Source organism: Clostridia bacterium (genome assembly GCA_035628995.1).
In the GTDB taxonomy this organism is placed as follows: domain Bacteria; phylum Bacillota; class Clostridia; order Lutisporales; family Lutisporaceae; genus BRH-c25.
In genome coordinates this window covers 33328-57346 of the sequence record DASPIR010000023.1, presented here as the reverse complement: position 1 = coordinate 57346, position 24019 = coordinate 33328, and the positions used below count along the sequence as shown (strand labels likewise).

22 protein-coding genes and 1 other annotated feature are annotated in these 24019 nt (G+C 40.7%); of the genes, 1 reads left to right on the top strand and 21 read right to left on the bottom strand.

Features of this window, described 5'->3' with window-relative positions; all coding sequences use genetic code 11:
- Window positions 1–14: 14 nt before the first annotated feature.
- The 9 genes from VEB00_07040 to ord (VEB00_07000) all read right to left on the bottom strand — a co-directional run bounded on the left by VEB00_07040 (window position 15) and on the right by ord (VEB00_07000) (window position 11020).
- Entirely contained in the window at window positions 15–1865 is a 1851-nt protein-coding gene (locus tag VEB00_07040) for a DUF2207 domain-containing protein (GenBank protein HYF82766.1), read from the bottom strand.
- 95 nt (window positions 1866–1960) lie between these two features.
- Entirely contained in the window at window positions 1961–3022 is a 1062-nt protein-coding gene (gene orr, locus VEB00_07035; GenBank protein ID HYF82765.1) for an ornithine racemase Orr, read from the bottom strand.
- A 95-nt stretch (window positions 3023–3117) separates the two neighbouring features.
- The gene (locus tag VEB00_07030; protein ID HYF82764.1) at window positions 3118–4470 is read right to left on the bottom strand and encodes a GlmL-related ornithine degradation protein; all 1353 of its coding nucleotides are present in this window, start codon (window positions 4468–4470) and stop codon (window positions 3118–3120) included.
- A complete protein-coding gene (gene oraE / locus VEB00_07025; GenBank protein ID HYF82763.1) occupies window positions 4460–6664 on the bottom strand; it encodes a D-ornithine 4,5-aminomutase subunit OraE in 2205 nt (734 codons plus the stop codon). Before oraE ends, VEB00_07030 begins: the two co-directional genes overlap by 11 nt.
- 14 nt (window positions 6665–6678) lie before the next feature.
- Window positions 6679–7029, bottom strand: a complete 351-nt coding sequence (locus VEB00_07020; GenBank protein ID HYF82762.1) for an ornithine aminomutase subunit alpha — start codon at window positions 7027–7029, stop codon at window positions 6679–6681.
- A 14-nt stretch (window positions 7030–7043) separates the two neighbouring features.
- Window positions 7044–8465, bottom strand: a complete 1422-nt coding sequence (ortB, locus tag VEB00_07015) for a 2-amino-4-oxopentanoate thiolase subunit OrtB (protein ID HYF82761.1) — start codon at window positions 8463–8465, stop codon at window positions 7044–7046.
- A complete protein-coding gene (gene ortA, locus VEB00_07010; protein HYF82760.1) occupies window positions 8458–8769 on the bottom strand; it encodes a 2-amino-4-oxopentanoate thiolase subunit OrtA in 312 nt (103 codons plus the stop codon). Before ortA ends, ortB begins: the two co-directional genes overlap by 8 nt.
- Before the next feature lies 1 nt (window position 8770).
- Entirely contained in the window at window positions 8771–9832 is a 1062-nt protein-coding gene (ord, locus tag VEB00_07005; GenBank protein ID HYF82759.1) for a 2,4-diaminopentanoate dehydrogenase, read from the bottom strand.
- Window positions 9833–9973: 141 nt separating this feature from the next.
- Window positions 9974–11020: a 2,4-diaminopentanoate dehydrogenase gene (ord, locus tag VEB00_07000; protein HYF82758.1), complete on the bottom strand. Its 1047-nt coding sequence runs from the start codon at window positions 11018–11020 to the stop codon at window positions 9974–9976.
- A 420-nt stretch (window positions 11021–11440) separates the two neighbouring features.
- Here ord (VEB00_07000) and VEB00_06995 point away from each other — a divergent pair, with 420 nt between their 5' ends.
- Window positions 11441–12238: a histidinol-phosphatase HisJ family protein gene (locus VEB00_06995; protein HYF82757.1), complete on the top strand. Its 798-nt coding sequence runs from the start codon at window positions 11441–11443 to the stop codon at window positions 12236–12238.
- A 19-nt stretch (window positions 12239–12257) separates the two neighbouring features.
- On the opposite strand, the gene VEB00_06990 is transcribed toward VEB00_06995, so the two are convergent.
- The 12 genes from VEB00_06990 to dtd form a co-directional block, all read right to left on the bottom strand.
- On the bottom strand, window positions 12258–13664 hold the full coding sequence (locus tag VEB00_06990; GenBank protein ID HYF82756.1) for a sigma 54-interacting transcriptional regulator: 1407 nt from the start codon (window positions 13662–13664) through the stop codon (window positions 12258–12260).
- 197 nt (window positions 13665–13861) lie between these two features.
- The gene (glyA, locus tag VEB00_06985) at window positions 13862–15106 is read right to left on the bottom strand and encodes a serine hydroxymethyltransferase (protein ID HYF82755.1); all 1245 of its coding nucleotides are present in this window, start codon (window positions 15104–15106) and stop codon (window positions 13862–13864) included.
- Window positions 15107–15292: 186 nt separating this feature from the next.
- The gene (trxA, locus tag VEB00_06980; GenBank protein ID HYF82754.1) at window positions 15293–15619 is read right to left on the bottom strand and encodes a thioredoxin; all 327 of its coding nucleotides are present in this window, start codon (window positions 15617–15619) and stop codon (window positions 15293–15295) included.
- Window positions 15620–15734: 115 nt separating this feature from the next.
- On the bottom strand, window positions 15735–16175 hold the full coding sequence (locus tag VEB00_06975; protein ID HYF82753.1) for a SoxR reducing system RseC family protein: 441 nt from the start codon (window positions 16173–16175) through the stop codon (window positions 15735–15737).
- A gap of 17 nt (window positions 16176–16192) precedes the next feature.
- Entirely contained in the window at window positions 16193–16465 is a 273-nt protein-coding gene (locus tag VEB00_06970) for a metal-sensitive transcriptional regulator (GenBank protein HYF82752.1), read from the bottom strand.
- Window positions 16466–16707: 242 nt separating this feature from the next.
- Window positions 16708–17517 (bottom strand): tRNA threonylcarbamoyladenosine dehydratase, encoded by an 810-nt coding sequence (locus VEB00_06965; protein ID HYF82751.1) that lies wholly within the window; start codon window positions 17515–17517, stop codon window positions 16708–16710.
- A gap of 36 nt (window positions 17518–17553) precedes the next feature.
- Window positions 17554–19323 carry an aspartate--tRNA ligase gene (gene aspS / locus VEB00_06960; GenBank protein HYF82750.1) on the bottom strand — a complete coding sequence of 590 codons (1770 nt, stop codon included), beginning with the start codon at window positions 19321–19323 and terminating at the stop codon, window positions 17554–17556.
- A 179-nt stretch (window positions 19324–19502) separates the two neighbouring features.
- Window positions 19503–20774 (bottom strand): histidine--tRNA ligase, encoded by a 1272-nt coding sequence (gene hisS, locus VEB00_06955; GenBank protein HYF82749.1) that lies wholly within the window; start codon window positions 20772–20774, stop codon window positions 19503–19505.
- A gap of 58 nt (window positions 20775–20832) precedes the next feature.
- Window positions 20833–21068: a binding site (T-box leader), on the bottom strand.
- A gap of 42 nt (window positions 21069–21110) precedes the next feature.
- Window positions 21111–22604 (bottom strand): coproporphyrinogen dehydrogenase HemZ, encoded by a 1494-nt coding sequence (hemZ, locus tag VEB00_06950; GenBank protein HYF82748.1) that lies wholly within the window; start codon window positions 22602–22604, stop codon window positions 21111–21113.
- Window positions 22605–22612: 8 nt separating this feature from the next.
- Entirely contained in the window at window positions 22613–22795 is a 183-nt protein-coding gene (locus VEB00_06945) for a hypothetical protein (GenBank protein ID HYF82747.1), read from the bottom strand.
- Window positions 22796–22912: 117 nt separating this feature from the next.
- Window positions 22913–23533 (bottom strand): MBL fold metallo-hydrolase, encoded by a 621-nt coding sequence (locus tag VEB00_06940; GenBank protein HYF82746.1) that lies wholly within the window; start codon window positions 23531–23533, stop codon window positions 22913–22915.
- A 12-nt stretch (window positions 23534–23545) separates the two neighbouring features.
- Window positions 23546–23995: a D-aminoacyl-tRNA deacylase gene (dtd, locus tag VEB00_06935; GenBank protein HYF82745.1), complete on the bottom strand. Its 450-nt coding sequence runs from the start codon at window positions 23993–23995 to the stop codon at window positions 23546–23548.
- Between the last annotated feature and the right edge of the window lie 24 nt (window positions 23996–24019).

Sequence of the window (24019 nt, the reverse complement as noted above, 5' to 3'; positions counted from 1 at the left end):
TCATAACTCCTTTATCAGAACGCTCCGGCTCCACCGCCGCCGCCTCCGCCTCCGCCGCCTCCAGAAAAGCCGCCTCCGCCCCCGCTTCCCGAGGACATCTTAGACATTGCTTGCGTATAGACGGATTCAGTTGTCTTCACTAAAGTATTTGTCACATTGTCTATAGTATCGAAGTAGCTGTAATTATGACCATAATGTCCAAAGTACATAAATGTCAGTGCTGAATTCTTGAAATCATCTTCCCTGAATACCACTCTCAGCTGACCTATAACTTCTTTAGCCACTCCTAAGGTTATTGCATATACAAGATAATGCTCCCAAAGTATCACTGCAGGCAAATCCACCTTATCAAGCTGGCTGAAATGCTTAAGAAACCTTCTGAAAGCCTTCCACATTTTGAACTGTTCTACGCCGTATTTTGACCTTCTGCGTATGATTAATGAATATATCAAAAGTGTAAATGAAGCTATCAGCAATACTATGAAACCCGCAATATTGTTGTTGACTGCGGCTGTAAACCCGCCATATACCATTCCAATTACAGCAACTATAACACCAAAGATTTGACCTTTCATTGTGTTTCTATCAAAGAAAGAAAGGCTTTCCGCTTCAATTTTTACATATCCGACCCATGCATCGTAGTCAGTCTTGAAGCTTTCTGCTCCTTTCAAGGTCTTTGAGTACTGCTCTATATCCTTTAGAGATACGCTGTCCCCATTACCAATCGTGGATATCAGCCAATCAATAAGGTATTTCTCATGGGAGGATAGAGCTTCCAAATCAGCTTCTTTATTCAATTCAAACACATATTCGTTTTCAAACTTATGCTTTATAAGACCCCTTATTTCACGCTGTTCAACATTCAGTTTAAGATATCTTCTTCTTACCAAGTCCATCATTGTTGCTGTGATATCTCTTGGATTAACCTTCCCAAAATTCCACAGCACCGCTAAAACAGCCGGTGAATAGTTCCCGGGAAGCTCCCTGAAGTATTCCCCTGCAAATTTCGCCTTATATTCCTTATCATATTTGAAATATAAATATATAATCAAAAATAGCTCAAATAATACATATGCCAATGAAAACCCAACTGCCGCCCTGGCTTTAGTCCTTCTGGCATTTGCCTCATCTGCAAAACCCTTTTCCTCTGACATTATACCCGCAAGTGCTTCTTTGTCTACTATTCTTTTTGAATCCATAATCAAACCAGTCGGAAATAGAACTCTTGCTTCAACAAAGTTATGGGGCAACAGCTTTTCTATCTTCAGGCTCACATTTCGCGAGTTTACAATTTCTGATATACCGGAAAGGGGTCCGTGTGCAAAGATTTTAATCTGCTCCTTCCCAGCTCCTGGCGGAAGTGTTATAGTCAGATCAAAATTCTCAATTTTCACATCTGTATCTTCACCCATGAACTTCCAGTAAAGCTCTCCGGTGTCCTTATATTTAACAGCTGCGTTCAATACTTTGTATTTAATAACAAACGTTCTGCTTTCATCTTCCGCTGTGGAAAATATCTTCAGTCTGATACCATCGCCCTCATCCAATAGCTGATAGGTATTTTCCGTTTCCGAATCACTCTGCGCAAACTGAACAAGCCTGTTATCCTGTGTTTTATATACTTCGATAGCTTCTAATCCATCGCTTCCTGCTGTTTTTAGTGTTCTATATACTCCTCTAAAGCTTCCGTCAAATGCATAGGTGATTTCTTCCATAATGTCTATGTTGCCTGAGGAGTCAAGTTGTGCGTTTACCTTAAAGCTGCTCATATAATAGCTTCTGTCTTCAGCACAGTATACTGCTATGGTAGATAATAACGCACATATGACAAGAAATATGACTGAAACTGCAACTCTTCTTCTCAAATGTGACCTCACCTCCTAAGTTACATTGTATAACATATGCTGGTAAATTAAAAGATATAAAAAACGGAGGAATACCTCCGTTTAATTAATTCATCTTATTCTATTATTTTATCGACATACTCCGATGTGAAAGCTACAAGCAATGCGCCGTAACTCATGTCAAACTCCATAATGTCCCCTGTTTTGTAATCCTTCTTGCAGTCGCTTACATCAATTATTAAATGATCGCTGCTTGCTCCCAATACTATTGCATCCTTATCTCTTGGCTTTATGCCGTCCAGCTTTATATCCTGCCTGCCGGAAGCCAGAATCGCCCTTTTCCTTATACCTCTGTCAGTAAACACAGGTACTTCGCCAAAAGCGTCAACGCCAGTCTCCCCAGTCGGAATGGATGGCTTTTCCTTTAGTTCTATGATTTCTGCCATGTAGGTAAATACATCAGGATAGGTTCCCTCTATTCTTTCACCATAAGCTGTCTCTGCTCCAAGCACTATTGCTTCACCTATTCTCAACTGGTTGACCCGCTTTGGCACTTCATTCTTCTCAATCAAATGTATGCTGCTTGAATTTCCGCCTGAGATTATCTCCAGCTTAACATCATATCTTTTTTCAATCTCTTCTGCAATTGCTACCAGAAGTCCAAGATTATCCTTACTAGGAATAACTGCTCCATAGCAGGTAAGGTTGGTTCCTACTCCAATAAGTCTGACACCCTTAAGCTCGATAATTCTGCCGGCGAATTCTACTGCTGTCTCGCTCCACTCTCCTTCTCTAAGATCACCAAGGTCAACCATAAGTATTATCTTATGTATCTTCCCCTTTTTGAGAGCCTTATTTGAGAGGGCTTTTATAACTTCATATTCTGAGTTTAGGCTGATGTCAACATGTTCAACTACCTCATCAACCTGCGACATCATCGGAACCCTGAGAAGCAGCTTCGGTACATTTAGTTCTTTCATCTTGATTATATTCTCAATTCTTGAATCAGCAAGCATTTTTACTCCCGCAGCCACAGATGCTTTGGCAATTTCCGGGATACCGCAGTATACTTTAGTTACAGGCACTACATCTATGCCGAGCTTGCTGCATTTTTCCATCAACACTTTGGTGTTGTGAGTCAGCTTTTCTAAATTAATTTTTATAGCAGGATAATGCATTCTATATCCCTCACTTTTAGCTATATCGCCCTTTATTTATTCTTCGAAGCTCCAGCTTATAAGCACGAACCCCGCACCTCGAACCTCGAACCAGTTTATATTCCCATACTTTCCCTCATAAGTGCCAGAGCTGCCTCGGGAAATCTTTTGGAAAGCACCCCTAAAGACGCCATTATATAATGGTTATCAATCAGTATCTGAGCTTCCTTTCCCGGAAATAACTCAATACCTTTGCTGTGCATTCCTACCGTCTTTAATATTTCTACTCTGTGTGGAAGCCTTGTTAAAGCTCCTCCGGTTCCGATAATGTATTTAACATTGGTCAAATCCTTGCCCTCTGCAACAGTTTTCTTTCCGGTAGGACCATATAGATGTCTTAACATCCCTGCGTGGCGTTCCAAGGATGTAAGCACAGCTTCTTTAGTCAATCTTTCTATAAACTCTTTTTCCCTGTCTGTCTCGGGAATCGGCTTTACATTATTTATAAGCTCTTCTGCGTCCGCAAATTCCTTTTTAAGATTTTCCAAGCCTATTTTCTCAACTATATGGGTAAGGTTGACGTATACCCCCAAATCTCCTTCAACAGTCCTCTTAGCCACAGGTTCAGGGCTTATAAGCATAAGGCTTATTTCTTCCGAGCCTTCTGTAACAGAATGCACATCTGTAGTTGCACCGCCAACGTCGAATACAACAAGATCTCCCAGGTACTCCTTCAGAAGCTTTGCTGCTTCCATTACCGCTCCCGGCGTAGGAATTATAGGTCCTTTTACCATATCCCTGACAGTGGTCATTCCCGGTGCATGTATTATATGCTCTTCAAAGACCTCCTGAATGACTTTTCTTGTAGGCTCAACGTTAAGCATATCAACCTTTGGGTATACATTTTCCACCAAATAAAGCCTTGTACCAGTTTCTTCTGCGATAAGCCTTACTTCCTCATGATTTTCGATATTCCCAGCATAGATAACAGGAATGCCAAGACCCATTGATGCTATCATTTCAAAATTGTGCAGGGCGGTATCTCTCTCTCCGTAGTCCACTCCCCCTGCAACTAATATAATATTCGGCCTTATATCTTCTATCTTCTTTAAATCTGTTCTTCTGAGCTTCCCTGCTGTTACATGCTTTATAATTGCTCCTGCGCCAAGTGCAGCCTCTTTGGCAGCTCTAACCGTCATGTCATAAACAAGCCCATGGACCGTCATCCTAAGCCCCCCTGCTGCGCTGCTGGTTGCAAGGAATTCCTCCCATGTAAGCTCTTTTTCTCCCAGGTTTCTTTTAAGGTCCTCTACAGCACCTTTAAGCCCTACGGTAACATCACCGTTCAATACCGTAGTGGGAGCTTGCCCCTGTCCGACAAATTTCGGACAAGGGCTTAAAATCCCGTCAAATGCATTAACTACTGTAGTGGTGCTGCCTATTTCAGCGACCAATACACTAATTTCCATCCTTCTGCTTTTCCCTTCTTCTCTTAACCATGTAGCTGGCTACGTCAATACCATGTGATCCTCTTCCAAAGCCTGCATCCATGCCTGCTTCCACAGCAATTTCATTTGAAACCTGAGTTCCGCCTACAATTATCATCACCTTATCTCTTATACCTTTTTCGATACAGAGCTCATGAATCTTTCTCATATTCTTTAGATGTACATCATCATGAGTAATGATTGTGCTGGCAAGTATTGCATCCGCATTGGTCTCTATAGCTGCATCAACCAGTTTTTCAACAGGGCAGGAGGTTCCGAGGTACAGATATTTTACACCAAATTTCTCAATTCCACCGTGCTTTATATCTAAGGTTTCCTTCATACCTACTGAGTGTTCATCACTTCCTACTGTAGCAGCAACGACGAACATTGGTTTTGCTGCGATATCAGCTCTGATTTCTTCTTCTGACATTACAACTACCTTCTCAGGTATTACAAGCTCTTTAACATTTATATCAAATTTAACTCTTCCTTTTATCTCAACCAATGTACCCTCTGAAGGATGCATTGCCTGTTTGTGAACTACTGTCACATCCTCAAGACCAAGCTTCTCACCGCATTTTATAGCTGCAAACTCTGCAGTTCTTTCATCAAGGGGCAGGAATATAGTAGTAGATACAACTCCGTCTGCTCTCCACTCAACCTCAGGCTTTACTACATCTGACTCATAATATTTATCGAGATCCTTGAGCCTTGTGTTCACGTTATCGTATTCATCCAGCTCATCTACATAAATTATCTTTGAAGGATCTTCGAAGGTATCGCCGCCTATAGCATCAGAAGCTTTCTTTAATTCAGCAGGTATGTTGTTGTAGCCATAGTGAACGGATACAGGAGCAAAGTAGTCCTTATCTCTTTCGAATATCATTCCTACACCTATACCGCCATCAATCTGCCTCGGAATACCGTCTCCATTTCTTTCCGGATAATTACCGCTGTCTATGAAGAAGCCATTTTCTACAGCCTTGAAATAGCCGCCTACTTCAAGTATTTCTTCCATGAAGAGCACTGCTCTTTCTTTGAGCTCTCTGACTTCATCTCCCAAAGGTCCTTCTCTGTCCAGCTTTACCATTTCGCGAAGTCCGTCCATGCCATTAAGAGCCTGTTTTGCTGTGCTGATTGCAGCTATGTTGTTATAATGCCACGGTACATTTCTTCCTTCATCAGGAGTTATTGTTGACTGTATGTCAGCGCTTGTAAGTCTGGAAATCAAGAGGTCCAGTGTATGTGTAACTGTTGCTTCCCTCATGTCTGATTCCATATATTTTGTATTCTGCTGTGCTCTCATCTTATATTCAGAGAAGAAATCCCTAAGTGCTACAGCATATGGCAGGTCAATTCTCATACGAGGAGCCGGCGGTGCTGTCGGCGGTACTGTTGAAAGCGCTATGTTTTCTGCCTTCATGCCTATCTTCCTTGAGAATATACTGTTTATTGCATGCTGCACCATAAGCTCAGGTCTTACTTTCCAAGCTTTCATTGCAGTAGCATTGGCATTATGCGCACCGTCTATCTGCAGTATGTTTGCCCAGGACATGATCTTCTTTGCTTCACAAGCGTCTGCAAAGCTTCTGACCATGTTTACGTTTCTGTATAATACGTTGTACTGAGGGTCCTGATGAGCTCCGTTAACGCCTTCTTCTGCAAACATAACAGCTATGTCAGGTCCTGCAACACCGGATATATATGAATGGAAGTTAATCGGTCTTCCTACTTCATCCTCTATCATATCGAGAGCTTTTCTTGTTGCTCTGCACTGTTTTCTTGTAACGGCAATACCGCCGATACCCTGAGTTGTACCTTCTATAAGTGAGTCAATGTGAGATTGTCCCATAGTTCTTATAACCATTATATGGTCAGCACCATGCCAAGCTGCCATTCTCATTCTTCTTATATCGTCCTCGAACCTTCCTGAAGCTATCTCAGTTGTTACTACGCAGTCCGGCTGTGGATCAATATAATTGAAGCCTCTGCTTCCCGGCAGGGGAATATAGTTCTTGAGACTTTCAGAAGTCTCATGGAATTCAAAATCTCCTATTGTCCTTTTCTCGTTCCTTCCGTCTCTCCAGTGCCAGCCCCTTCTTCTTGGTCTGTAACTATCAAGATCTTGAAGCAGTTCTTTTATATCTATCTTTTTGTTCGGATCTAATTTCATAAGTTTCCCCTCCTTTAAAACAATTTTTCGACTTCATCCCAATTTTTGCCTTCAGAAAGACTTAGGCCAGCTTCTCGTACAGAAACTCCAAGCTTTTTGGAAAGTCTCCATACAACATTACCTGCACCCTTTCCCATAAGTCCCTTTTTAATAACGCCTTCTACGATCGGCTTTACTTCAAGACTTGAGAAACCCATTCTAAGAAGAATACTTCTTTCTATTGCCGGAGTTGTGTTCTTGTAACCAAGCTCAAGCATTGGCTCAACTACTTTTTCTGCAAGATCCCAGAATTTCTTTTTCAACTCATCGTCAGTAAGGTTTTTAAGATGCTCTCTCCTTACCTCGTAATCATCAGCACGTTTCATTCTTATCCCTCCATTTATTTCACTTTTACGTTCAAATTTTTTAATATGTCTTCTACAAACTTGCTATCTGCTTTTACTTCCTTCATAAGGAAATCAAGGTCTTCTTTGGTGATTTCTGTTACCTTGTAATTGTTAATACAGTTCTTTATATAAGATGCTCTTGCCTTGTCTATTTCATAATCTCTTACCTTAATATCTGATGGATGAGCCGGAAGTATAATGTTCTTGCCTGGTTCATCACGGTCAGGATTACCGAACAATATCTCAATACCGTTTTCTTTTGCAAAGCTAAGCTGGGGCATCGGACTCTTTCCTGCACCTGTGTATTCAGTTTCCTGAACAACTATGATCTGATCCTCATCCATTTCCTGTGCCAAAGCAAAGGCTGCTGTGAGTGATGTATTTCCTGCAGGTCCTCTTTCCAATCCTTCAAGCACTGAGAGTGCTTCTGTTATATAGAATACCTCGCCCTGCTTTACAAGCACATACCTGTCTAGGTATCTGAGAGGCCTTGCCGCGTTTCTTGGAACGTCCGCCCTGTCAGGCCAGGTTGCAAATGGTATTCCAAAGCCTGTATGTCCAGTTGTAAAGGATTTTCTATTGAAGTCCTTGTCAGAAGCCATATGAAGGCCTGAAAGGTCAACACTTGCGCCAACGACTTCAACATCCTTTGCACCTGCTTTTATCAGTCCCCTTGCAGTACCTGTCACATTACCGCCCCCTGCATTTGTTATAACAACCTTGTCAGGATCCTTGCCCAGTTTTTCTCTGAACTGCATGGAAAGCTCATAGCCTAAGGTTTCAACCCCAGCAATTCCGAAAGGTGTATATAATGATGCATTAAAGTAACCTGTTTCTTCAAGCAAATTAAGGAATGTGTAGAAAAGCTCAGGTCCAACAGTAAGCTGAACTACCTCTGCGCCATATGCTTCACATGCGCGCTGTTTTTCCATTATTTCAGGCTGTCCTATCATCCTGCTGTCATAGCATTCCTGTACAACAATGCATTTCAGCCCTCTCTTTGCAGCCTGTGATGCCACTGCCGCACCATAATTGCCGCTTGTAGCAGTTATTACTCCTTTATAACCATTCTTTTTTGCATGATAAACAGAAGTAGCTGCTCTTCTTGCTTTAAAGCTTCCAGAAGGATTTACTGCTTCATCCTTTATGAAAATCCTTGCTCCTTTTCCTTTCGGAGCTATCTTTCTAGCTAATTCAGTTAAATTTCTAAGTTCTACAATTGGCGTATTTCCTACACTTGTTTCAGCTTGTATCTTTTGCATTTCTTCCAATGTATATCCGGCTTCTCTCATCATTCTCTCATAATCAAAGGAAATGCTTCCTGATTCAAATACACTATAGTCAATGCCTATTGCCTGCTTCATTATTTCATTTTTTCTTCCCATGACTGCTGCGTATGACATATCTTTACTCATTTGAATCACCTCCAAAGAGTATTTCCTTAAGCTGCATATCTACCTTTAAAAGCTCAGGTATAAATTGACCAAAGTCATGCTCGTATCTGGGATTTACTGCTGTCAGCTCGCCTTTAACCTTTCGCCCTGTGGTGGTTTCGATTTCAACTATCGCACCAATTTTAGCATCTTGAAGAGCTATGCCCTTTACCCAAAGCTCCAGAGGTACCTTCTTGGTGTCGTCTGGAACCTGTGGTGCTCTCTCCTCAGGTTTAAGGACAATCTGGTGTATTTGTACCCAGTCACCTTTTTTCGCTGAGTTCATTTTACAACACTCCTTTATTTCTCTTTATAAACTTTCTCATATCTCCCATTATTGCTCTTGGTATAGGAAGATCTATCATACTCTTTAATCCAGGTTCCGAGTTAATTACCTGGGGAATCATGTTTACACACATTGCTATAGTGCCTAATCCGCCTTGAACTTCAGGCTTTATTGCCATATTGACCTCAGGAGTACCTTTTATTGTAATATAGTCTCCAGTCTGTGTCCCTTCCATTTCCGGCTCAATCTGCTGTGGATGGATCATATCGATTTTTACTTCTCCGTCAACATAGCCCTGACCAGTCATGTTAACTCCCGCAACATTTCCTGCTGCCGCAAAGCCATAAGGGGATTTTCTATCTACTTTAGTCACAATTGGTTTCATCTGCTGTTCGAATTTCTCTACTTCCCAACCAATTGCATCACCAATCATGTTTATTGACTCTGCAAAACCAACATGGCCTGCTAGTGTTCCACTCTTAACGCCTTCTTCAAACTCTTTGACAGTGATGCCTACTCCTTGCTCTTCCATAACTGCAGGTCCGAAGGGCGATAAGCTGTTCACTCTTTTTGCTTCTATATGGGTCACATCTGTCATGCAGCCTGTTAAGCACACAACCAAAAGATCCATTATTAGTCCAGGGTTGATACCTGTTCCAAGTACAGTCACACCATTTGCTTCTGCTATCTTATTCAATTCTGCAGCAAGTACAGGATTTTGAGCCTGAGGATATGACATTTCTTCTGCTGTTGATATTACATTGATTTTCTTTTCAAGTACATGCTTCAGCCTAGGAAATGCTCTTTCGGTATAAGAGTCCGTTGCACACAGACAAACATCACAGCTTCCTTCGGATATTACATCATCAATATTTGCTTTAATAATTACTTCATCTCTGCTGCCTTTTGCTACATCTAAAATACTATAAATGCTTTTGCCAACTCTTTCAGGATGCATGTCGCATACACCGACTATATCTACTCCCTGCTTTGTGAGAAGCATCCTTGCCATACCGCTTCCCATTGCTCCAAATCCCCAAATTGCTACCTTTACGTTTTCCACCTGTATTCGACTCCTTTTCTTGTTGTGATTAAACTACATATATTGGTTTGAATATATATAAAATTTACCAATACATCCTTGACAACTTACGAGGGACATATTTATGTGTAGCATAAATTCTATGTCCCTCGCTTTTTGTTCTTATTCTTCTATCATTTCTCTCATGTCACCCATTATTGCTCTTGGCACTGGAAGGTCTAACATAGTCTTCAGACCCGGCCTTGCATTTATTACATGAGGAATCATATTAGCACACATAGCAATTGTACCGATTCCACCAGGTATTTCTGGTTTATTGGCCATATTTACATTTGGTGTACCTTTTATTATTATATAGTCTCCAGTTTCAGTACCTCCGAGATGAGGCTCTATCTGCTGTGGATGATCCATTTCAATCTTCAGCTCACCATCAACATAACCAAAGCCCTTCATTGCACAGCCTGCAACATCTCCAGCTTTAGCAAAGCCGTATGGAGACTTTCTGTCAACTTCAGTTACTATTGGCTCCATGCTCTGTTTGAAGTCGCTAAGCTTCCAGCCTATAGCATCCGATACCATTCCTATTGATTCTGCAAAGCCTACATGACCAGCAAGCTTTCCTGTTTTAACACCATTATTAAATTCATCCACTGTTATGCCTATTCCCTGTTCTTCCATAACTGCAGGTCCGAATGGCGACAAGCTGTTTACACGTCTTGCTGTAATGTGTTCCACCTCTTCACATGCGCCAGTGAAAATTACAACAAGGAGATCCATCATGAGTCCAGGATTGATTCCTGTACCGAGAACAGTTACACCATTAGCTTTTGCAATCTTATCCAGTTCCTTTGCAAGTTCAGGTTCCTGAGCCTTAGGATAAGCCATTTGTTCTGCACTGGATATTACGTTTATCTTCTTTTCCAAACAATACTTTATTCTATCAAACGCTTTTGCGGTAAAAGAATCTGTGCAAGTCAGTACAACATCTGCTGCCTTCTCTTTTATTACATCTTCCATAGTGCCGATTATTACGTCCGGTCTGCTGCCTCTTTCAGTCTTGATGTAGTCATACATGCTCTTGCCGATTTTTTCTCCTCTGCCCACGGCACCAACGATTTCAACACCTTTTTTCTTAAGCAGCATATCCGCAATTCCGCCGCCCATTGCGCCTAATCCCCAGATAATAACCTTTATGTTCTCTTTTCTCATTATGTAAAGCCTCCTATTCATAATTATAGTCACTAGTATTTATATATAGCAAACTTCATGCCAAATTATTTTATTAACAAAATTATTGAAGTATTATTCGTAAGCATTGATATTACTGCACATTTCAAATTCTTACTTTAAAACCTGAGATTTCAGAATAATATAACAGACCATAAATATGCAAATATATTTGCGTGTGCGCAAATATATTTGCATATTGCTTTTATAGGCTTTTAAATGCATTTTTATCCTATACACTAGTCATTTGTGTCAAAATTGGAACACTGCAAATAATTTTGCACTTTTCATTCATCAGCTCTGATAACATCATTGACTTTGTTCTATATTAATCATAAAATTATCTTGTATGTATTATTTACTAGATATTTATCTATATATGCACTATAAGGAGATATAATCATGTACGATTTTCATATTCATTCACACTTTTCGAACGATTCAAACGCATCCATGCTTTCAATGGCTCAGGCCGCAAAGAACTCAGGCTTAAAGGGCATATGCTTTACCGATCATGTTGACTTGGATTATCCTAGCACACAGATCAGTTTTGATTTCTCATACACTGATTATATAAATGAACTGAACAGTATCAGAGCTTTATTTCCTGAGGATTTTGAAATATATTCAGGAATAGAACTGGGAATGCAGCCTCATATCATCGCTCAAGATGAAGCTCTTCTTAGAGACAAGAATTTTGACTTTATAATAGGCTCGATACATTGTGTTAATAAAAAGGATTTATATGATGGGTCATTTCTTGATGGGATAACACATGATGAAGGCATTCTTAATTATTTCAGGGACATGCTTCAGTGTATTGACAATTTCAAAGACTTTGATGTGCTTGGACACTTGGATGGTATCAGACGATACCTTTATAAGAATGAAAAGGGGTTTTCCTATGATGTTTATAAGGGACTCATACATAATGTGCTGTCCAAGCTTGTTAATTCAAATAGAGGCATAGAGGTTAACACCTCCGGACTTCGATACGGTCTATCTTCCTTCCATCCACTGCCGGATATACTCAAGCTTTATCGTTTTCTCGGAGGAGAAATAATTACTTTAGGCTCCGACTCACACATCCCTACCACTTTAGGTTATGAATTCAATAGCGCCCTGACACTGCTTTCAAATATGGGCTTCAAGTATTATACAATTTTCAAAGACAGAAAACCTGTGTTTATAAAGATATAGAAGGCTCCCTAAGAGCCTTCTATATCTTTATTCCGTATTTCTTCAGCTTGTGCTGCAGAGTCTGACGCTTTATCCCCAGCTTCTCCGAGCTTCTGGATACATTGTTTCCGCTTTCCTTCAAGGCTTCCAATATCAGCGACCGTTCAACTTCCTCAAGCACCTTGTCAAGAGACTGCTTCTCGTTTATGTGCAAACTGTACTTGTTCTTATTGGATTTGAAAAGTATATCATACATGTCCAGAGATATATGCTCCGGCTTTATGATGTGTCCTTTGTTAATCATGTTTATAGCACTTTCTATTACATTTTCAAGCTCCCTTACATTGCCGGGCCAATCATAATTCAGAAAGGCTTCTTTTACCTCATTGGAGCAATACCAAACATCCTTATGCAGTATGTTATTGTACTTTTTTATAAAGTGATCCATAAGAATAGGAATATCGCTTCTTCTTCCCCTTAAGGAGGGTATATTGACTGATATAACATTCAGCCGGTAATACAAATCCTTCCTGATAATTCCTTTCTGCAGTATATCAGTATGGCCTTCATTGGTTGTCGCTATTATCCTTACATCAATCGGTACTTCCTCAAGGCCCCCTACTCTTCTTACATATCCCTCCTGCAGTACTCTTAATAGCTTAGCTTGAAGCTGTTGCCCCATGGAGTTTATTTCATCCAGCAGCAGTGTTCCTCCATTTGCCTGTTCAAAAAGGCCGGGTCTGTTAATAGCACCTGTGAAGCTTCCCTTTACGGTTCCAAAAAGTATTCCTTCTAGAAGGGACTCAGGCAGTGCTGCGCAATTTTGAGCTATCAATGGCTTGTGTTTTCTGCTGCTCTCATTATGGATGCTCTGTGCAAAGAGCTCCTTACCAGTGCCGGTCTCACCAAATATCAACACTGTAGAGGATGACATTGCGGCTTTCCTGGCTATTTCTATGGCATTAAGGAACTTCTCTTCTGCACCTATGAGGCTCCTGAAGGTATAGCCCTTGAGTCCCTTATCGTCTATATCTATGCTGGCAAGCTCCTGCTGCAGATAAACAAGCTTATCCGACAGTTCCTTTTCCTTTGTAATATTTTTTGCAATCTCCAGTGCCCCATGCTTGCCTGGAGCAATCATAATAGGTATTGTGCTGTTTATGGTATTTATCTGCTTGCCTTTATTGTTTAAATATGTTTGATACGTGTTATATATGGGTTTGCCGGTCTTAAGCACCGTCAACAGTGTACTGGTTTCCGGCGTCAGACTGGGAAAAATGTCGAGAATGCTTTTGCCCATTACTTCATTGACATCCAGCCCTTCAAGGTCAGCCAGAGATTGATTGTAAATGATTGTCTTGCCCGTATCATCAACCACATTTATTCCAATATCTATATTTTTTATTATTGTATCGATTATTGATTTATAAATAAAATTCATCGTCATATCATTACCTCACTAAAAATTAAAAAGGTATGGCCTTTATGAAAATCATATCGGACATACCTCTATTATAACAATTATTTGATATAACGGGAAATGGAATTTTTACCTTGTGCTATGTGCCGCGTGGCTCATGCTTTTTGCTGAGCCTACGAAGCCTGTAGGGGCGATTCATGAATCGCCCCTACACCCATACCGGATTAATATTTAAAGTCAGGATATAACGGATGATTATCACATAATGCTTTCACCCTGCTGCTGCATTCTGCCTTTGATTCCGGTTTTGCAATGGCTAAAGCAATTATATCAGCTATTTCCACCATGTCCTTTTCCTTGAAGCCTCTTGTGGTCACCGCAGGCGTTCCTACTCTTATTCCGCTGGTAATGAAAGGACTCTGAGGATCGAAGGGAATTGTATTCTTATTGGTAGTTATACCAATATCATCAAGCATTCTTTCAGTGTCTTTACCTGTTATATTCTTGTTTCTCAAATCCAAGAGCATCATATGATTGTCAGTACCGCCAGAAACTATGTCTATCCCTTTATCTGTAAAAGCCGCTGCCAGAGTTGAAGCATTTTTGATTACCTGCTTCTGATATTCCTTGAATTCTTCACTCATAGCCTCTTTGAAACATACTGCTTTCGCAGCAATTGTGTTCATCAGCGGTCCACCCTGCATTCCCGGAAAAATCGATTTGTCTATAGCCTTGGCATATTCCTGCTTGCAAAGTATTGCGCCGCCTCTTGGCCCCCTTAAGGTCTTGTGAGTCGTTGTTGTCACAAAGTCAGCATATGGCACAGGGTTCTGATGCAGTCCGGCTGCAACAAGACCTGCAATGTGAGCCATATCTACCATTAATAGTGCTCCAACCTCATCTGCTATCTCCTTAAAAGCCGCAAAGTCTATGCTTCTTGCATATGCACTTGCGCCAGCTACAATGAGCTTAGGCTTGCTTTCTTTAGCAATAGCTCTGACATTATCATAATCAATCCTGCAAGTATCTTGTGAAACTCCGTAATGTACAAACTTAAAATATTTTCCTGAAATATTAACAGGACTTCCATGAGTCAGATGCCCTCCATGAGTTAAATCCATTCCCATTACAACATCCCCAGGATTCAACACAGTAAAATACACAGCTTCATTGGCACTGGAGCCAGAGTGAGGCTGAACATTTGCGTGATCCGCTCCGAACAAGGTCTTCATTCGTTCTCTCGCAAGATCCTCAACTATATCCACATATTCGCAGCCACCATAGTATCTCTTGCCTGGGTATCCCTCTGCATATTTGTTTGTAAGCACTGTAGCAAGGGTATCCATGACAGCGGTCGATACAAAGTTCTCTGATGCTATCAACTCTATTTTGTTTCTTTCTCTATCAAGTTCCTTTAGAATCGCATCGGCAATTTCTCCATCAAAAGCTTTAATGTTTTCAAGTCTCATTTGCATTTCCTCCTGTTCTAATTTACATATATTGTTCCATATTAAAAACCAACATAACAGCTAATTAGAAATAATCATATCATAGAAATAAATACCAATAAAGCTTTGTTTATACTTTAACATATTTAATTTCCTTATATACAGAATAAGAAGCGCCTATAGTTGCATATAAGCGCTTCCTTTAAATTATACATGCTTTTTTATCATATCCTCAAATGCCTGCTTGGGTCTTGCACCAATCACTCCGTCCACTTTGCTGCCATTGTTGAACAGGAATACCGACGGTATACTCATAATGTCATATTTGCCTGCTAGTTCAGGATTCTCATCCACATTTACTTTGGCTATTTTTAGCTTCCCTTCATACTCATCAGCCAGCTGGTCTATCACTGGTGATACCATCCTGCAAGGACCACACCATGCTGCCCAAAAGTCAACCAATACTGGCGTGTCAGATTTTAATACCTCATTGTCAAAATTCTGCTGATTTACTATTTGAATATTTTTACTCACTTATTGATACTCCTTTCAAAAACCTGCCAAAAATTTATACAAACAGATTTGTCGCATATCTTTATTTTATCCATTTTAAAAATTAATAAATTATTAAACAAATGCAGAGATGCCATTATATGCTGTCTTTTGTTTTTATTCCTACTATTACGGGTTTAAACTTTTTCATTTTTTTAATTGAATCATCCTTATATTTTATAACTGCATATGAAACTGCTAACGCAACCAAGCCTATTATTGATCCCAATGCTTGTGCAGTACCGTCACTTAAACCCAAAGCCAGCAAGCCATAGTAACCTCCAAATATTCCAGCCATCAGTGCAAGAAGCGGAAATCCATACGCTATAAGCATTGCTGTCATAAAATTCACATTTTCCAGGTCTATTTCCACTTCATCCCCAACCTTAGCTCCCACCTCGTTGTCTGCCGTCATTACCATTTGCAGCTTTTCCCTGCCTACCTGGCAATTTCCGCACTCTCCACAGGCAGTGCTTCTTTGAATCATTATTGTAGCTTGATCCTCTTCTATCTTTATTACTTTACCTATCTCTTTCATCCTTAGTACCAGCCCTTTTACTTAACATATTTTACAATTGTTTCTATAACTTCCTCGACTTTTTCACCACTTTTATCATTTTTAAGAGAATCCTTCAGACACTCTTTTATATATCTGTCCATTATAAAGCCGCCAACCCTGTTTATTGCAGACCTGATGGCAGAAATCTGAACCATTATGTCACCACAGCACTTGTCTTCCTCAATCATTTTCTGTATCCCTTTAGCCTGTCCTTCAATCTTTTTCATTCTATTGAGAATGTCCGCTTTACTGACTTCCTTATTATCCAAATCATCGCCTCCTATACCCCGTATCCGTATCCTAATGCTATTATAGTACTTAAAAAATATTTGTCAATATTTTTGTTACGGGTTACGCGTTTCGCGTTTCGCGATTGAAGCCTGTTCTTCGAAGTTTAGGCTTGAATCTAGAAACTAAAGACTTTCCTATCATCAATTTCTTCACTCCATAGCCCGACTGAAACACGCGCAACTCGAAACGCGTAACGCGCAGCCTCCCCTAAGGAATACCCTTACTTCAGCCCTAGTATATCCCTTACAACAGCTGATGCAATTGCGAGGCCGGCTGCTGATGGTACAAAAGAAATGCTGCCGGGTATCTGCCTTCTTTTCGTACAGTTTGCAGTCTCTTTGTTGCTGCAAATGCAGTTTGTCTTACAGTCGGCAACATCCTTTTGAGGAGTAATTGGTTCCTCCTTGGAATACACGACCTTCAACTTCTTAACCCCTCTTTTTCTGAGCTCATATCTCATTACCTTAGCAAGAGGACATACAGAGGTCTTATATATGTCAGTGATCTCCAGCTTTGTGGGGTCAAGCTTGTTGCCCGCTCCCATACAGCTTATTACCGGTATATTCATTTCAATGCATTTCATTACAAGATTGATTTTTGAGGTGACCATATCAATCGCATCTACCACATAATCGTATTCCGGCAGCAGCAATGCTTCTGAAGTCTCTTCGTTATACATCTCCTTACGCAGTATAATATCAGCATCAGGGTTTATTTCCATAAGTCTATCCTTCATAGCATCTACTTTCGGTTTACCTACTGTTTTCCTTGTTGCATGAATCTGCCTGTTTATGTTTGTCAGGCAGATATCATCATAATCAATAAGCACCAGTCTGCCAACACCGCACCGGCATAGCGCTTCAGCTGTATAAGCCCCCACTCCGCCGATTCCGAATATTGCAACTGTACTTTTTTTCAGCTTCTCCATTCCTTCTTTGCCGAGTAAAAGTTCCGTTCTTGAAAATTGATTCAAATATATTACCTCCAAAAAACCCTGCAATGCCGTTATATTAATAGCAGAAACGAGCATAGCAGGGTTGCTTTAGCAATGATTATTGCACTGTTATTATTCTTTTACTTCAATATGCAATTCTTCCAGCTGCTTTGCATCCGCAGGTGAAGGAGCATTTGTCATAAGGCAGCTTGCTGTCTGTGTCTTTGGGAATGCAATTACATCTTTAATGTTATCCGTGCCAGTGAAAAGCATTACAATCCTGTCGAGACCAAAAGCCAACCCACCGTGAGGTGGTGTGCCATATTTGAAGGCTTCCAGCAGGTAGCCGAACTTACTCCAAGCCTGATCGTGTGAGAATCCCAAGAGCTTGAACATTTTCTCCTGAAGCTCCTGCCTATGGATTCTGATGCTTCCTCCACCCAGCTCATAACCGTTCAGAACTACGTCATAAGCCTTTGCCCTAACCTTGAGAGGATTAGTTTCCAAGAGCTCCAAATCTTCGTCCATAGGGCTTGTAAATGGGTGATGCATTGCCACATATCTGTTTTCTTCCTCATCAAAATCCAATAGAGGGAATTCTGTTACCCATAATAAATCGTATTTGCTGTTGTCGATGAGTCCAAAACGTTTTGCCAGCTCTAATCTCAACTGTCCCAGTGAGTCGTAGACTACTTTTTCTTTATCGGAGACAATAAATATTATATCTCCTAGTTTTCCACCGACTCTTTCAATTATTCCGTTAAGCTCCTCTTCCTTTAGGAATTTTGCTATGGGTGATTTTACACCTTCTGAAGTAATGTTTATCCAAGCTAAACCCTTTGCCCTATATATTTTCACAAACTCTCCAAGGCTGTCAATCTCTTTACGGCTGAGTTTTTCTCCCAGTCCTTCTGCGTTTATTGCCTTTATTATGCCGCCATTTGCAAGAGTATCTGCAAATACTTTGAACTCTGAGCTTGCAACTAAATCGCCTATTTCCTTAAGCTCCAGACTGAATCTTGTGTCTGGCTTATCAGAACCATAACGTTCCATAGCTTCCTTGTACGTGAGCTTCTTGAAAGGGGTCTGAATCTCTACATCAAGCACTTCCTTAAAAAGACTCTTAAGCAGTCCCTCGTTGAGTTCCATTACGTCTTCCTTTTCCACGAAGGAAAGCTCCATATCTATCTGAGTGAACTCCGGTTGTCTGTCAGCTCTCAAGTCCTCATCTCTGAAGCATTTAGCTATCTGGAAGTATCTATCGAAACCGGCCACCATAAGTATCTGTTTGAAAAGCTGAGGAGATTGGGGCAGTGCGAAGAAGTTTCCCGGCTGCACCCGGCTTGGTACCAGGTAATCTCTAGCTCCTTCAGGAGATGTTTTTATTAATATTGGAGTTTCAACTTCCACAAAACCGTTCTGATCCATATAGTCTCTTGTTACTTTTGCTATTTTGTGCCTTGTGAATAAAATTTTCTGCATAGAAGGTCTTCTAAGATCCAAATACCTGTACTTCAGTCTAAGTTGCTCAGAGACATTCAAATCGTCCTCAATATAAATTGGTGTTGTCTCGGCCTTGCTCAGTATTTCAAGACTGCTTACCGCAATTTCAATATAGCCGGTTGGCATCTTCTTATTTATAGCACTTTCAGACCTATTAACAACTTCACCTTTTACAACAAGTACAAACTCGCTTCTCACTTTAAAAGCTTCTTGAAATACATCAGGAGTTATGTCCTTATTTATAGTGCACTGTACAATGCCGCTTCTATCCCTGAGGTCTATGAATATAAGTCCTCCAAGGTCTCTTCTTTTTTGAACCCAGCCTGTAATGATTACCTTTCCTCCAAGGTTATCCTGGCTTAACTCTCCGCACATATGTGTTCTATTTATTCTTGCCATTCCTGTTCGCCTCCTAAATATTTCGCGGAATACATTTTTCATTATTAATTCAAATTCCGCGTAAATGTTTCCTTGTTTGTTATTGAATTCGCACTTTAGTGCGTTCAATATAGTTTTTAATTTATTAAAAATTTCATTAATTTGTCCATTCATTGAAGTGAAGCTTCAATGCTGACAGGCTACGCCTGGAAGGGACATTTTTCCTTTATATAACTTGCAAGTGCCGGTAGATCAATCTCATCTTCACTGCCGTTGCTCATATCCTTTACCTTTATCCTGCTGCTTTTTATTTCCTCTTCACCTAGCACAACCACATACTTTGCATTTATTTTGTTTGCATATTTCATTTGGGCTTTAAGGCTTCTTCCCATATAATCCTTTTCAGCCTTTATACCTTCTTTTCTTAATTTGTTTATCTGCCTAAGTGCTTCCTCCGCTCCATCTCTCCCCATGTTTGCTATATAAACATCCATGTAAGCAGGTACCGGAATTTCAACCCCCTGATTCTCAACAACCAGCAGAAGTCTTTCAAGTCCAAGTCCAAAACCCATTCCCGGTGTGCCAGGACCACCGCATTCCTCAATCAATCCGTCGTATCTGCCGCCTCCGCATACCGTTCCCTGTGCTCCAATGTCCTTAGACACAATCTCAAAGGCTGTCTTGGAATAATAGTCAAGACCCCTTACTATTCTGGGATCAACCACATATGTCAGTCCCAAAATCTCAAGTGAGCTCTTGAGGCCTTCAAAATGCTCTTTGCACTCATCACAAACATTATCAAGTATGAAAGGTACATCAGTAAGCTGCTCCTTGCACCTTTCCTCCTTGCAGTCAATTATCCTCATTGGGTTTTTGTTGTATCTGTCCTTGCAGGTTTCGCAAAGATTGCCAAGCTTGCCGGCAAGGTAATCCTTGAGCTTTTTATTATATTCCGCCCGGCATTTGGGGCAGCCTACACTGTTTATCCTTATCTCCAGATTTCCGACTCCCAATCTGCCATACAGCATCATTGCAATATTTATAATCTCTGCGTCAACAGATGGGTCTGAGGTTCCAAAGGCTTCAACTCCGAACTGATGATGTTCTCTAAGCCTTCCGGACTGCGGCTTCTCATAGCGGAAGCACGGAGTGAAATAGAAGGCCTTCGTCGGTTGAGGTTCATTAAAGATACTGTGTTCAATAAATGCCCTTACAGCAGGGGATGTGCCTTCTGGTTTCAGCGTAATGCTTCTTCCTCCTTTGTCCATGAAGGTGTACATTTCCTTCTGAACAACGTCGGTAGTCTCACCAACACCCCTCTCAAAAAGCTCTGTATGCTCAAAGGCAGGTGTCCTAATCTCCCTGTATCCATGCAAGGTGCATATTTCCCTGATTATGCCTTCAACATAATGCCACTTGTAAACCTCTGCCGGCAATACGTCCTTTGTGCCCTTTGGCGCTTGTGTTAACATGAAAACCACCCCTAATATTATTTTTACAAAAACAAAAATCTCCCGTGCCTGACATATTGTCAGGGACGAGAGTTATTATCCCGCGGTGCCACCCTGTTTGGAAAATCCATCTTTTTTCTTTAACGCAGAATATACGCGGCAGCCTAATCGTCTAAAATAGTGTTCAGCGGCCGAACTCCCGGGTGTCCTTCAGCATTCTAAACCATAAGGATACTTCCAGTCAAAGTGCAAAACACTCAGATATCCTCTCCCTGTATAGCATTAAATGCCTACTTTCCCGTTCAAAGTTAATTATGGTATATTAATGTATTATTATAATATTGAGTTCCACTTATGTCAATATGTTTTCCTTAGCTGTTCCAAAATATCTAGCTTTTTACTAATCATTTCTTCGATATTTTCAATATAGAGCTTAACATCCTTTATATTGTGCTGCCTTTCTATTCGGTTCTCTTTGCTTATAAAAATCTTGGTTACAGCATCAGCGCCAAAGGCAACATTTGTCTGCTTTTCCTCAATAATCTGCATATTATAAATGCATTCAAATCCTTTTTTTGAGAAGCCAATATTTTCAAGGTTTTGCAGCATATGCTTCTGTCTATATAAGTAATATGGATGCATACCCATTTCTCTCAGGAATTTCTTTGTATAGTCCATCATGTTTGATATATTCTCATCATCAGCAATTGTCGAATTCTTAAACTCTTCGTTATATATTGAGGCTCGCTTTATAGCCATGGTATGCACTGTAACGCTCTCGGGGCCGAGCTTCTTTATCTCTTTCAGCGTATGAGTCAGCTGCTCCATACTTTCTCCCGGAAGCCCCAGTATCAAGTCCATATTGATATTATTAAAACCTTCATTCCTTGCCAGTCTGAAGCTTTCTACAATCTGTTCGGTGCTGTGTGCTCTTCCTATGGACTTCAGAGTTGCATCATTCATAGTCTGCGGATTGATGCTAATCCTGCTGACATTATACTTTAATAACACTTGAAGCTTTTCCTTTGTAATGGAATCAGGCCTGCCTGCCTCACAGGTGAATTCATCAGCCTGCTGTCCAAAACAGAGGCTTATACATTGCATTAGTCTTTCAAGCTGTTCTGCGTTCAAGGCTGTAGGTGTACCGCCACCTATGTATATTGTCTGTACTCGGTAGTCCGTCTTGTTAAGATATTCCGAAACCCTTTGGATTTCTTTAATAAGGCTGTCCAGATAAGGCTCCACATAGGCGTGCAATACGCTTATTGAATTGGAGGTAAAGGAGCAATAATGACATCTGCTTGGGCAAAAAGGTATGCCAATATATATACTCAGTGCGGCATCATCTACGGGAAAGACAAATGGTCTCTCAATGCCCGCGATTTCAACTGCCAGCTGGGCCCGATCCTCACTCATAAGATATTCCTCTGTCAGCATGCCAGGAATATCAGCTTCCTTGAACCCGCTGTTAATGAGCTCGTGAACTATTTTCACCGGTCTTATTCCAGTAAGTATACCCCATGGATATTCCCTTTCAAATACTTCTGATAATAGGGAGTACATGGACTTTTTTATTAAACGCTTCAAGGCCTTGTTATCAGGAAGCTCTATGGTGCTTTTAATTATCACTTCCTCCTGCTTTTGCAGACTCTGATACCTGGAGATGCAGGTACAGCTTACTCCTGCTATTTCGAGACTGCTTGTGATAAACACATCATGAACCTGTAAAAAGCTTTGGCTGTCCGCCAAAGCTCCTTCCAATCTTTGCATCTCACATTTCCCGAAGTACATCCTTACAATATCAGCGGCCTCATTGTAATAATCATGGTTCTCAAGTTTAATTCCAATCATAGCTTCCCCTAAATCATATCATTGTATATTTGTCTCTTTATATCAGAAACATAGTTTGAAGTCATTCCAAGCTCATCTGCTATTTCATAATCTTCCATTCCTGATTCTATCATGTCTATCAACTCGCCGTATTCCTGAGACGGCCTGTTTTTGTACTTCTCACTAAAAGCTTTCTTAGAAGACTTACTCATAGAAAAACCTCCCCAGCACAGGTGTTTATAATATTAGTCTATCCTTTTGAACTAAGCATATTCATCGATTGACCAATACTTCATAAGTCTTTTATATAATGTATTTTTGTGAAAGCCTTACTGGAGAAAAGGATTTCTCTTTTTTTCCGTTAATATTGTAGATGATGGCCCATGTCCTGGGTATACCGCAGTAGCCTCAGGCAAAGTTAAAAGTTTGCCTTTGATAGAATCAATGATTCCATCCATAGACCCGCCTTCCAAATCAGTACGCCCAATAGAACAAGCAAACAGAGTATCTCCCGAAAACAGACTGCCCTCGGAATATATGCATATTCCTCCGCGAGAGTGCCCGGGGGTGTGTATGATACTTAGCTTGGTGCCACCCAGTATCAGTTCATCCCCATCCGACAGCAGCTTGTCAGCTGACATTTCAACACGTGGATAACCCATCTCTGCTGAATAATTCATTCTGCTGTTCTTGAGCATTTCATTGTCTTCACTGTGTATGCAAACAACCGCATTGGTGTAGTCCTTCAATTCCCTGAGTGCACCGATGTGGTCTCCATGACCGTGGGTGATAATAATATAATTTACCTTCAACTCGTTCTCTTCAATAAAGCTTTTTATTTCTGGAAAATCCCCTCCCGGGTCAATTACTGCCGTCTCTTTTGTATTTTCATCGAATAAAATATAGCAGTTTGCCTGGTATACTCCTAAAGGTAGTCTTTTAAACTCCATGCTATTCTCTCCTTAAATAAGCTTTTCGCTATCCACAATCACTGTCACAGGCCCATCATTTTCAATCTTCACTTTCATATATGCCTGAAAGGTGCCTGTTTCAGTCTTTACGCCCACTTCCTTGCATTTCTTAACCAATTCATTATAGAGTTCTTCCGCCTTTTCAGGTCTTGAAGCGCTCATAAAATTCGGTCTTCTGCCCTTCCTGCAATCCCCATACAGTGTAAACTGCGATATTATAAGAAGCTCTCCCTTTATGTCAAGCAGGGAAAGATTCATTTTCTCATCCTCATCCTCAAATATTCTCAGATTCACTATCTTATCAGCCATATACAGCACATCCTCTGCCGTATCCTTCTCACTGACACCCAGCAGTACAACAAAACCTTTGCCTATACTCCCTACAATATTCTCATCAACAGTAACACTTCCACTGTTTACTCTCTGTATAACTGCGCGCATGATAATCCCTCCTGTGTATTTTGG